General features: G+C 34.3%; 9 protein-coding genes. 7 read left to right on the forward strand and 2 right to left on the reverse strand.

The annotated features are described in order from the left end of the window. The first annotated feature begins 7 nt into the window (after positions 1-7). The 6 genes from HSX10_RS16530 to HSX10_RS16555 all read left to right on the forward strand — a co-directional run bounded on the left by HSX10_RS16530 (position 8) and on the right by HSX10_RS16555 (position 5,970). A complete protein-coding gene (locus HSX10_RS16530; protein ID WP_173589363.1) occupies positions 8-385 on the forward strand; it encodes a DoxX family protein in 378 nt (125 codons plus the stop codon). A gap of 119 nt (positions 386-504) precedes the next feature. Next, the gene (locus tag HSX10_RS16535) at positions 505-1,521 is read left to right on the forward strand and encodes a S1C family serine protease (RefSeq protein ID WP_173589364.1); all 1,017 of its coding nucleotides are present in this window, start codon (positions 505-507) and stop codon (positions 1,519-1,521) included. Positions 1,522-1,685: 164 nt separating this feature from the next. Then, positions 1,686-2,573 (forward strand): DUF6268 family outer membrane beta-barrel protein, encoded by an 888-nt coding sequence (locus HSX10_RS16540; protein WP_173589365.1) that lies wholly within the window; start codon positions 1,686-1,688, stop codon positions 2,571-2,573. A gap of 5 nt (positions 2,574-2,578) precedes the next feature. Beyond that, complete coding sequence (gene ppk1, locus HSX10_RS16545) at positions 2,579-4,573, forward strand: polyphosphate kinase 1 (protein WP_173589366.1); 1,995 nt, start codon at positions 2,579-2,581, stop codon at positions 4,571-4,573. Further along, positions 4,570-5,196, forward strand: coding sequence for a Pycsar system effector family protein (locus HSX10_RS16550; protein WP_173589367.1), 627 nt, complete (start codon positions 4,570-4,572; stop codon positions 5,194-5,196). The genes ppk1 and HSX10_RS16550 overlap by 4 nt, the downstream gene beginning before the upstream one ends. A gap of 285 nt (positions 5,197-5,481) precedes the next feature. Further along, entirely contained in the window at positions 5,482-5,970 is a 489-nt protein-coding gene (locus HSX10_RS16555) for a hypothetical protein (protein ID WP_173589368.1), read from the forward strand. A 44-nt stretch (positions 5,971-6,014) separates the two neighbouring features. On the opposite strand, the gene HSX10_RS16560 is transcribed toward HSX10_RS16555, so the two are convergent. Beyond that, positions 6,015-6,356, reverse strand: a complete 342-nt coding sequence (locus HSX10_RS16560) for a hypothetical protein (protein WP_173589369.1) — start codon at positions 6,354-6,356, stop codon at positions 6,015-6,017. A 747-nt stretch (positions 6,357-7,103) separates the two neighbouring features. After that, a complete protein-coding gene (locus tag HSX10_RS16565; protein WP_173589370.1) occupies positions 7,104-10,646 on the reverse strand; it encodes a prolyl oligopeptidase family serine peptidase in 3,543 nt (1,180 codons plus the stop codon). Between the two features lie 244 nt (positions 10,647-10,890). On the opposite strand from HSX10_RS16565, the gene HSX10_RS16570 reads away from it, so the two are divergent. Further along, the gene (locus HSX10_RS16570; protein WP_173589371.1) at positions 10,891-12,093 is read left to right on the forward strand and encodes a sensor histidine kinase; all 1,203 of its coding nucleotides are present in this window, start codon (positions 10,891-10,893) and stop codon (positions 12,091-12,093) included. The last annotated feature ends 101 nt before the right edge of the window (positions 12,094-12,194 follow it).

The raw sequence follows: 12,194 nt of genomic DNA on the forward strand, positions 1-12,194 counted from the left end.
AATAAAAATGACTTTATTTAATAAAATAAGCAATTTAGTTGCTTCTGGACTTATGTTTTTCTTTGGAATTTCAAAGTTAGTAGGCGTTGAAAAAAGTGTACAAGGATTTGAAGAGTTTAGAACGCTATTACCACTCAACCCGACTGTCTTTAGAATCGTTACAGGTACTGTAGAGCTTATAATTGCGCTTCTTATTTTAGCCTATGCCATTAGAAACATTAATAATTTAGGAAAGTTGGCTTATTTTTTATTGTTGTCTTTTATGATTGATAGTTTAATTATGGAATTCTTTGCAAGACCAAAGCCAGAGGTGCCACTTGTGATTATTGCCCTCGTACTTTTTGGATTTTCGATATATAAACTGAAGCTATTATTAAAAAAGTAATTGGAGCCTCTAAAATGCACCTCTATACCACTCTACTGTTGTTTTGATGGTGCATTTTAGAAATGCTTGTTAATACCTAAATAAAAAGGGCTTTTAAAGCCCTTTAAAGCCCTATAAAAATGATGATAAATAAAATAAGATGTATTGGGTATTTCCTATTGCTCTGCCTTACTACAAGTGTAAATGCTCAAGATCTCTCTCTATTGTTTGAACAGTTAGATGCTTCCGTGGTAACTATAGAAGTGGTAGAATATAAAGTGAAAAACCAACAATTAACAAGTTCTGGAGGTTTAGGATCTGGTGTTATTATAGACCAGGAAGGATTAATACTTACTGCAGCACATGTGGTTGAGTCTGCAAATGAAATCAATGTAAAGCTTCAAAACGGAACTACATTTCCGGCAGATGTTATATCTAGTTCTACAGCTGCCGATGTGGCGCTTCTTAAATTAAGAATTGTACCGCCAGGATTACAACCAGCAACATTAGGACGTTCTAATGACTCAAAAATAGGCGAGCAAATACTTATTATTGGTGCGCCACGGGGTTTAGAACATTCTTTATCCGTAGGACATGTGAGTCGTAAAATGGATAGAAACATGATTTCTAATGGAGAGATGGCAGGTTTTATACAAACAGATGCTTCTATTAATCAAGGGAATTCAGGCGGTCCCATGTTTAATTTAAAGGGGGAAGTAATTGGTATTGTAAGCTTTATTTTGTCGCATAGTGGAGGTTTTGAAGGCCTTGGCTTTGCTGTGGATATTGACACTGCAAAAAAGGTTTTATTTGATGTTAATAATTTTTGGACCGGCTTTGATGGTGTTTTTTTAAACGAAGCCTTAGCAGGTGTTTTTAATACACCTCAAAAATCAGGTGTTCTAATTCAACGGGTCACCCCTAAATCATTTGCAGATAAAATTGGATTACAACCTGGACTTTTTCAAGCTGAAATATTAGGTCAGAATCTATGGTTAGGTGGTGATATTATTTTAAGTATTCAGGGGTTAAGTTGTAATGCACCTCACGATTTAGGAAATATAAAAAAGCAGCTGGACTTGCTTAGTCCAGGTGATCAAGTTCTTATTGAAGTTTTAAGAAAAGGAAAGGTTATTGTTCTTCAATCTCAGTTTTAAATTAGAATCCCTCAATTAACGCTGCAAAACCCTGTTTTTTAAGAGTGTATAGGTGTATAAAATTACTTATTGCAAACATTGTACGGTGTTTTTATTATAATACAAAAACTTCGTATGGAACATTTTGCACCAAAATCACCTCATAAATTCAGCAGGGAAAAAGAATGAAAATTAGAACAATAATAAGCTTTATAAGCGCTGTATTTATTACAAATTTTAGTTTTGCCCAATTAAGCGATTTGGTAAAAATAGATTACACCATACTTCCAAGAGGAAACTCGGAAATTGAATATAGTCGCATACGCGGCTTATTTAACTACCCCATTCAACTCAAAAAAGAAGGCTCTTATTTATTATTAGGACTCGATTATTCTAACATTAAACTTGTTATGGATGTGCATCCATCATTTAATAAAGAAGCGCTTAGTGATTTTCAATTGCTAGATCTTAATATTGGATATACCGCACCTTTAAAAAATGATTGGCGTTTAGGTGTGCGATTAACCCCTGGTTTTAGTTCTAATTTAACGGCTGATGATTTAAGTTTGGAAGATGTTATCATTTCTGGAGATGTTGTTTTTATTAAAGATAAGACCAAGGATAAGACTATTAAAAAACCTTGGAGACTTATTTTGGGAGCTTCCTACTCTGGAAATCGTGGTTACCCTTTCCCCTTGCCTTTTATTAGTTATTACAGGAAGTTTCATTCCAAATGGTCCTATAATATTGGGATTCCAAAAACCAATTTACAGTACCATGCCTCGAGTCAGCATCGGTTTAAATTGTATGCGGAACTTGATGGTTTTACAGCGAATCTACAACAAGGTGTTACTATAAATAATACTTTAGAGGCCGAAAGTATTAATATGTCTACAGTTTTAGGTGGATTGCAATATGAATATCATATTTCTAAACACATACAGTTTTATGCAAGAGGCTCGTATCTTTTAAATAATTCTGTAAATTTAAGAGCCAAAAACAAAGATGATATTTTAAAACTAGATAGCTCTAATGCCTTATACTTAAGAACAGGAATTAGATTTAAAATTTAAGAACAATGCTGAATACAAAGGACTATTATAATAGAGATTTATCTTGGCTAAGGTTTAATCATCGGGTGCTTCAAGAAGCGGCAGATGAAAGAAATCCATTGTATGAGCGTATTAAGTTTTTAGCTATATTTTCTTCAAATTTAGATGAGTTTTTTAAAGTTAGAGTTTCAGATATTAGGCAAATAAAACAATTAGATAAGCCGCTTAGAAAACGCTTAATAACAAAGCCTAATAAATTATTACGGAAAATTAAGAAACAAGTTGAGTTGCAACAAAAAGAATTTGGACGCCTCTTTTTTACTGAAATTATTCCTGCGTTAGCAAATGAAGGTATTCAGTTGTTATCTTATAAAGCATTTAATGAAGCGCAGCAGGCTTTTAGTAAAAAATATTACAAAGACACCCTTGCGCTTACACAATCATTAAGCATAAGAGAAGACCAACCATTTTTAGAAAACGAGGCCTTATATTTAGTTGCTCAAATGGAAAATGAAGCGCTTATTTGGGTAAAAATTAATGAAGCCACTCCTCGATTTGTAACGCTTCCCTCATCAGATGACAAGCATTGTATCACCTTTGTTGATGATATTTTAAAACACAATCTAAAAGCGATTTATAAGCAAGACTTTTACAGTGTAAAAATATCTAGAGATGCTGAATTGTATATCGACAATGAATATTCTGGTAATTTGTTAGATAAAATAAAAAAAGCCCTCCCAAATAGAGTTTATGGACAAGTTACAAGAGCTTTAATTGATGAATTAACACCAAAAAAGTTACAACAAAAAATAAATAAGGTCTTAGATATTAATGAAACAGATATTGTCAATGGAGGGACTTATCATAATTTTAAAGACCTATTTGGCTTCCCTAATCCGACCTCTAAAAACTTGTCGTTTTTAGATTTACCGCCTTTATTAGATAACGAATTTGTGGGGTATTCAAATACTTTTGAAGCTATTAAATCTAAAGATCGGCTTTTGTATTTTCCGTACCAATCTTACCGTCCGGTGCTACAATTGTTAGAAGAAGCCTCTAATGCTGCTAATGTTTTAAAAATTAAAATTACTTTATATCGCATATCAAACGATTCTCAGGTGGCCAAAGCGCTTATTAATGCAGCTAAAAACGGAAAAGACGTATTTGTATTTATTGAAACCAAAGCACGTTTTGATGAAGAAAATAATATGAAATGGGGTAAAGTTTTAGAAGCAAACGGCGCCCATGTTATTTACAGCTACCCTGGTATAAAAGTGCATTCTAAAATTTTATATATAGAACGCATTGAAGCAAACGCACCGCGTGCTTATGGTTATATCAGTACGGGTAACTTTAATGAAAAAACGTCAAGAATCTATACTGATTTTGGGTTAATGACAGCAAACCCCAAAATAACAGAAGAACTCTGTCAAGTATTTCAGATCCTAGAACGACAAATTATAATTCCAAAATCTAAGCAACTTTTAATATCTCCATTTACAACACGACGTCAATTTACAGCACTCATAGATTTAGAAATTGAAAATGCCTTAGCAGGGAAAACGGCCTATATCATTTTAAAGTTAAATAGCCTTCAAGATGCCAAAATGATTAAGCACCTCTATAAAGCAAGTTGTGCAGGTGTAAAAATAAGGTTGCTGATCCGTGGGATTTGCTGTTTGGTTCCGGGCATTAAAAATCAAAGTGAAAACATTATTGTAACCAGTATTGTAGATCGGTTTTTAGAACACGGCAGACTTTATGTTTTTGGAAATAATGGAAAGGAAAAAATGTATCTTGGCTCAGCAGATTGGATGACTCGTAATCTAGACCATAGAATAGAAGTTATAACCCCTATTTTAGATCGGGATATTCATTTAAAATTAAAAGAAATATTAGAATTACAACTCAACGATAACGTAAAATCAAGAGTTATAGATGCTAATCAAAACAACTATTATGTTGCTAAAGATGCCTTAGGTGAATCTTCGCAACATCAAATTTATAAAACGTTACAATGAGCAATAAATTAAAAGAAAAAGCAGAAGACAAATATTTAATGGAAGAATTAAATATTGATAAAGACGCCTTAAAGCAATTAAAAAAGAAATTGGCTAAAGTAGCACCAAGGTCTGAAAGAGGTGTAGAAACCTTATTTAAATTGTTGTCTAAAAACCAGTATACGTTGAATACGATGATCGATACAAAATCTAATATTTTGATATCTATTAATGCCTTAATATTATCGTTGATATTAGGAACCGTTATGGGGCAATTGCATAACGACCCGCATCTTATTTATCCGATAATCATGATCTTATTTACCAATTTGGCCTCTATTACCTATGCTATTTTTGCTACACGTCCAGAATTGGTACATGGAAAAAGTGACGCTAAAAACTTAATGTTTTATGGCAACTTTCAGGAGATGGAAGAAGCTGATTATGTAGACAGCATTACTAACTTAATGAATGAAGGTGATGAACTTTATAAAACCATAGCAAAAGACACCTATCATTTAGGAAAAACGATAGACCGTAAATTTAAATTATTACGTAAATCGTTTCATATCTTTCTGATTGGTATTATTTTATCAGTCATCGCTTTTATCAGTTGTCATGCCTTTTTTGGGGGGTTAATGTAGTAGCTTGCTAATGCTTAGGACATGAATACAGAGATTAAGTTAAGGCTAACTAAAACGGAATAAAGTACTATTTACAATACCATATCTAATTTATTGCTAGTACTCGCCTACTTACAAAAATACTTGCAGATTTTCTATCTGTGTTTTATTTTCTAAATTAGGTGCTTTAACCACAGAACAAACCATATAGAAATACGTTGTGCATGATATAAAAACCACGATTTAAGAACAATTTTACGACTTAAAATTATGCTTTTATTACATTTCAAAGCGCACTAAAGGATTATGCCAAAAGAATTAAAATTAGAAATTAAGCCTCAAAATTTTAGCACATTTATTCTAAAATCAATTTTATCAATTTTATTGATTCTCTTTTTAGCATTTATACTCTTTGCGATTATAACCCCAAATTTAAATGGCAATTACACTCTGCCTTTAAAGATTATTGGAGTTTTATTTATCCTAATTTTAGTAACGCAATTTATTTTTAGTCCAACAATATATCTGTATTCAATAAGAATATCAGAAACAACAACAGAACTAAAATGGCAAAAAAACGGAAAATATAAATACCAGAAATTTAATAATGCGCAAATTACCACAGAAATAGTTCCAAGTGGAAAAAACAACCCTTACTTAAAATTAGAAATTAAAGACAAGGATTCTCAATTAATCTTAAAACAGCACCGAATTGGAGAATGGACTTTTGACAAACTCAAGAAAACTGACAATGATATAGATAAATACAAAGCACAACATATATCTAAAAAATAGCATCGTTTTATAGATTCTCATTGCGACTGATGTCTCGTCTTTTTTTAGAATGGTAACATATCTAAATAAAGAATCTGTTCTAAGACCTTCACTTTTATGTATATGCGGCTGTTTTTGTGAACCTTATCATAAAAACAATAATGAGAATAGCCTTGATTCTCATACTTAGGCGTTTCAATTTTTAAATGCAAATGACCTGTTGACGTTTTATAAGCTGCAACAAGTTCTTCTTTAAAGAAATTATAAAAGCTTAATTTATTAGGGAAAGACGTTTTAATAGTATTTGACAATAAATAATCTAAAAAAACTTGAGGTTTATTTTGTAATACAGCGATCTCTAGGCTCTTTTTAATAACACCTAGAGGTGATTTTGTTTTAATTATCATAATATATTTTCTCCATTGATTGTGTTTGTTTTTCCTTTAATAAAGTTAATGAATTTGTAGTTTTAAGTATTTAAGTATTTAAGTATTTAAGTTGGTGTTTTGTATCTCTTAACTTTGGTTTTTTTATCATGGGTTTTTGCCTTCGCAGGAATAACAAAACTAAAGATTTTTAATTTTGTGAGAATGGTAATTAATGTCTTTATATTTTCCAATACACTATCCCTTATAACACCGCTAAAAAAGAGCTGCTTTGTCTATAAATGTCCTGTAAATGTGTTCTTGTTTTTTTAGTGCTTAAAATGCTTTTTAAACGCTACTTTTTACGCTACTCTAGAGGACTGCTCGAAGATCGGTTTAGAGGCTTAAATTGCTGTGTTTCACGATACATCCCGACAAAAAAGTCGGGACACTCGAACTGACGCGAAGGTTCTCGATACATCCCGACAAAAAAGTCGGGACACTCGAACTGACGTGAAGGTTCTCGATACATCCTGACAAAAAAGTAGGGACACTCGAACTGACGCGAAGGTTCTCGATACATCCCGACAAAAAGGTCGGGATACTCGAACTGACGCGAAGGTTCTCGATACATCCCGACAAAAAAGTAGGGACACTCGAACTGACGTGAAGGTTCTCGATACATCCTGACAAAAAAGTAGGGACACTCGAACTGACGTGAAGGTTCTCGATACATACCTACACACAAAAGTCGGGATACTCGAACTGATGTTTGGTGTTTATATGGTCTTAAGGCTTAAGTGTCTTTAATTCCTCAACTTTTCGTAAGCGATCCAATTCAAAAATCAAGGCTAGTTTATAAGCACTATCTCTAAAGCCTGCAAAGCGTCCGGATCCGCCACCATGGCCATTTGAAAAGTCGGTTTTTAGTAACAAAACGTTAGCGTCGGTTTTAGTTGCTCTTAGTTTGGCTACCATTTTAGCGGGTTCCCAGTACCCTACCCTAGTATCATTAAGACCTGTAAAGAACAGCAGATTGGGATAGTCTTGCGCTTTGACGTTATCGTAAGGACTGTAAGACTTAATGTATTGGTAATCTTTTCTGTTTTTTGGGTTTCCCCATTCGTCAAATTCTCCCACGGTTAACGGTAGGTTTTCATCTAACATGGTATTAATAACATCTACAAAAGGCACGTCTAAGATAACGGTATTGAATAGTTCTGGTCGCTCATTAATTACGGCCCCCATAAGTAAACCACCTGCGCTTCCGCCTTCAGCTACAATACTGCCTTCTTTGGCGTAGTTTTCTGAAATGAGGTATTCTGCACACGCTATAAAATCGGTAAAGGTATTTTTCTTGTTAAAAAGTTTACCATCTTCGTACCATTCGTTACCCTTATCGTTACCACCTCTAATATGCGCAATGGCATAAACGTAGCCCGAGTTGACCAAATGATGCACGGTGGCGCCACCAGGAATGCCTTGGCCAGCCCCATAAGAGCCATAAGATGTTAGGTAGACTTTATGGTTGTTTTTTTGTTTCGCACGCCATTTGTGACTAATAAGGGTTAAGGGAATTAATTTTCCGTCTTTAGCAGTAACCCATTTGCGCTCTACGACATATTTGTAAAAGGGATGCGTAATGGGTTTGCTGTGTTGTTTAACTAGGCGCTTTTTTTGGGTTGCCATGTTGTAGTTATACGTGGTCGATGGTGTCTCAAACGAACTGTAACTGAACTGTAAACTGTCTGTAGCAAATTCTGGATTGTAACCGATACCAATATTGTAAAAGTCTTCTTTTAATTTTAAGATGTGGCTTTCTTGTGTGGTTTGATCGATAATTTTAAGTCTTGACTGTGCATTTTCTTTTTCATTAATCACGAAATAGTTATCGAACACCTGAAAGTCTTGAATCAATACGCCTTTTTGATGCGGAATGATATCCGTCCATGTTTCGGTGTCTATGCTATTCACTGGTACGGTTGCTACTTTATAGTTGATGGCGTTTTTATTGGTGAGGATATAGAACAGGTCTTTATGATGTGCCACGTCGTAGATATGATCTTTTTCGCGTGGTTTGATGATTTTAAAGTCGCCCGTTGGGTTGTTGGTCTTTAGATACCAATGTTCTGATGTAGTACTGCTCGATGCCGTTAAAAAAATATAGTCTTTAGATTTTGACTTATGAATGGAAACGCTAAAACTAGGCTCTTTTTCTTCGTAGATAGTGGCATCCGTATGGGCATCTGTCCCTATAATATGACGCATCACTTTAGAAGCTCTATAGGTCCCTTTTTCAACATTAACATATAAAAAAGTGTTGTTGTCTAACCAAACCGTTCCACCGACGCTATGGATAGAATCGGTTAAAAAAGTACGGTTGGTGAGGTCTTTAATTTTTAATGTATAAGCATCAGTGCCTGTGGTGTTTTCGTAAACCATGATGAATTGGTTGTTAGGACTAACAGCACCAGGGCTTGCGGTGTAGTAGTCTTTTTCTTTTGCTAATTGGTTAACGTCTAGTAAGACTTCTGTAAGGGTATCTTTGGTGATGCCTTTTCTGTAATAGATAGGGTGTTCATCATCTTCGGTGTAGCTGCTGTAATAGCTGTAGCCATTCTTTTGGATTGGTAATGAGCTGGTGTTTTTTTCGACTGTTTTTACCAATTGTTTATAAATGCTACGCTGTGCTTTTTTTAGAGGAATATTGTAATTATCGGTGTATTTATTTTCTTGGCGTAGATACGCCATTACAGGTTGATTGTTTTTTGGCGCTTTGGTATCTTTAAGCCAAGCGTAATTGTCCGTATAAGTTTCACCATGAATTTTAAAACTAGAAGCTATGATTGGCGCTTTGGGTTGCGGCATAGAATCGTTACGAATGTGTTTGTCTTTAAATTGCTGCTCTAGTGTTTTTTTGAATTCCATATCCTTTCTAATAGTCGGGTCTATGGTGGCTATCGGGTTTTTGAGGGTGTAGTTTTGCCAGAATTTGCTATCATAGTCGAGCGGATACTCGTATAAATGATTAGACATGGTATTAGCAAAATTATCTTCTTTAGGGAATTTCTTGACGTTGGTGGTGTTGATTTTGGAAGTTTTAAATTCTGAAATAGCCGAATAATAGGTCGTGGTTTGCGTTATACTGTCTTTATAGATAAATTCGTCTTCGTGGCGCATGTTATCTATAACATAGTGCTCACCGTTTTTCTTAAAGCGGACATCTAGTTTATAATCAAAATGTTTGACTTGGTTGTATTTGTAACCGCAAAAATATTCTTTAAGTTGGTTAGGTACACTACATTCGTAACGTAATACCGCATAATTATCTGGGTTAATGTAGATTTTACCTTTTAGTAATTTGCGGTTGTTAGCTTTACGCCATTGTTTTCTATTTCTAGAATTAGGAGAGGCTACGGCATCGAGATCTTTTTTGGTGGTTTTGGTATGAAAGGCTAAAACATAAACCCAATTACCTGAGTCGTCTAGTTCTTCTGAGATGATATAATCAAAATCGCGCGTGGCTTTATTACCCAGAAAACTCTGTTGGTATTTGACTCTATTTCTAGAGAATAGACCTAAAGGTCCGCCTTCTATATTACCATGAAATTCGCGCTTGCTTAAACTAGCGCTAGATCTGGAATTGATAACGTTTACCTGTTCTTCTTTTAAAGTTTGATGGTGAAAATGAATGCGATGCAACGAACTGGCTTCGAAATTAAATGTGCCACTACTCATAGAAAAATCGTAAGGACTTTGATAGTCTCTCCATTTGTATTTCTTTTTACTGTACGGCGCTTCGTAATACTCGCAAGCTGCATCGGTATACTTAGTGTATTCGCCATTTTCGGTTATAGTTTCACGATAGTAACCTGTAATTAGGCTTGGCGCATTGGAGTAATTTGAGGGTATGTTTTTGATTACTTTTCTTAGTACCGACTTGGCGCTTGGGAGTTTTTCTTTTGTTTCTTCGACTAGGACTTCATCTAAAGAGACAGATTCGGAGGTCATTTTAATGGTAGTGCCGTTCAGTGCTCTGAATTCGGCTATATTGAGGATAAGATCCTCAAACCCTAAGTAACTGATGGTAATGGTATAAGTATCGTATTTTTTAGGGATGGTGATTTGAAATTTACCATCGCCCTCGGTTACAGTTCCCAAAGCTGTTTTATCTATTTTGAGATAGGCGTATGGTAAGGGAATACCATCGGTTTGATCAACGATGGTTCCTTTAATGGTTTCTTGTGAGGTAATAGTGTTTGTTTGATTGTTCTGTGCTTTTGCAAATGACATTATAAGACATAACAAAAGTAATAGCGGTTTTGATTTCATGATTGATGATTAGTTGATGAACAAGGGGTTTAATGCTGTAATAATAGGAGCTTAAAATTAGCCGCCACCCATAAATAACATTTTATTATGAAAAAAATTGTGGCAGAATAAGGGCTTTGATGTCAGAGTTTTGGAGTTTTAAAAAAATCAAAGGCTCAAAAATCACAGAGGCTCGGAGATTCTTGTGGGTAAACCTGTAAATTAAAAAAAATCAGTATATTACAGACTTAAATATTAGAATAATATGATTGCCCCAACAAAACATATTAAAGAAAACGAACGCTTAGCCGCTTTACAATCTTACAATATATTAGATACCTTGCCTCACGCAGATTATGACGGTATCACTAAAATTGCAGCACAAATATGTGATGCACCTATAGCTCTGATAAGTCTTGTAGATAAAGATCGACAATGGTTTAAGTCGAGTTATGGACTTGATGCGCAAGAAACTCCACGTGATGTATCTTTTTGTGGACATGCTATAAATGAAGAGCATAATGCGCTGATGGTTGAAGATGCAAGAAAAGACAAACGCTTTTTTGATAATCCTTTAGTTGTTAATGCACCAAATGTTATATTTTACGGAGGTGTCACTCTAAAAACAGATAGTGGTTTACCGCTAGGTACACTTTGCGTTATAGATTCTAAACCTAGAGTTTTAAGTGCTAGCCAGAAAGAGGCTCTTGATGCGTTATCGCGACAAGTCATAAATTTATTAACCCTTAGAAAACGTAACCTTGAGTTAAATGACTTGGTTGGAAAATTAGAGGAAAAAAATTTAGATTTAGAGCAATTTGCATATGTTGCCTCACACGATATTAAATCCCCGCTTTCAAATATTTCAAATCTCGCAGGTATGTTTTTAGCGGATTACAGAAGTAAGTTAGACAAGGAAGGTGTGGGACTTATTGAGCTGATCTTAAAATCAACGGAGTATTTATATCTTTTTTTAGATCGCCTAATGGAATATAGTACAAAACTAGATCAATTAGAGCATTCTAAAAAAAACATCACCATAGCAGAATTCAAAGACAGTCTAAATGTTTATTATGGGAGTAATACCACATTAAAATTGACATATACAACGGCATTAGAATGTTTGCAAATGAATCCTATTATTGTGAGTCAGATATTAACCAATCTCATAAATAATGCTGAAAAATATAGTGATAAAGCCATTGTAAAAGTTGATGTCGCTGTAACGGAAACACCAACGCACTATAAATTTAGCGTTAGTGATAATGGCCCAGGAATTGATGAAGCCTACCAAGACAAGATTTTTGTCATATTTGTAAAATTATCTAAAATAGACAAACATGGAAATGAAGGGTCTGGCTTAGGTTTAGCTATTGTGAAAAAATTAGTGACCCGTTTGGGTGGTGATATTTATGTAAAATCTAAACCAAATGAAGGTGCTGAGTTTTCATTTACAATCCTTAAATAGTACGGTTTAAGTGATTTTATAAAACATATGTTTTTACTCGTAAATTTATAGAAGGGAGTCTAACTTTAGTTGAATCGGATGACGTAATATTTTATTAAGAA

Origin of the sequence: Winogradskyella undariae (assembly GCF_013285155.1) — a bacterium.
GTDB lineage: Bacteria > Bacteroidota > Bacteroidia > Flavobacteriales > Flavobacteriaceae > Winogradskyella > Winogradskyella undariae.

Excerpts from the sequence above, each read along its gene's own strand:
- HSX10_RS16535 (WP_173589364.1), top strand. The coding sequence starts at position 505 with ATGATGATAAATAAAATAAGATGTATTGGGTATTTCCTATTGCTCTGC.
- HSX10_RS16540 (WP_173589365.1), top strand. The coding sequence starts at position 1,686 with ATGAAAATTAGAACAATAATAAGCTTTATAAGCGCTGTATTTATTACA.
- HSX10_RS16565 (WP_173589370.1), bottom strand. The coding sequence starts at position 10,646 with ATGAAATCAAAACCGCTATTACTTTTGTTATGTCTTATAATGTCATTT.
- ppk1 (WP_173589366.1), top strand. The coding sequence starts at position 2,579 with ATGCTGAATACAAAGGACTATTATAATAGAGATTTATCTTGGCTAAGG.
- HSX10_RS16555 (WP_173589368.1), top strand. The coding sequence starts at position 5,482 with ATGCCAAAAGAATTAAAATTAGAAATTAAGCCTCAAAATTTTAGCACA.
- HSX10_RS16570 (WP_173589371.1), top strand. The coding sequence starts at position 10,891 with ATGATTGCCCCAACAAAACATATTAAAGAAAACGAACGCTTAGCCGCT.
- HSX10_RS16530 (WP_173589363.1), top strand. The coding sequence starts at position 8 with ATGACTTTATTTAATAAAATAAGCAATTTAGTTGCTTCTGGACTTATG.
- HSX10_RS16560 (WP_173589369.1), bottom strand. The coding sequence starts at position 6,356 with ATGATAATTAAAACAAAATCACCTCTAGGTGTTATTAAAAAGAGCCTA.
- HSX10_RS16550 (WP_173589367.1), top strand. The coding sequence starts at position 4,570 with ATGAGCAATAAATTAAAAGAAAAAGCAGAAGACAAATATTTAATGGAA.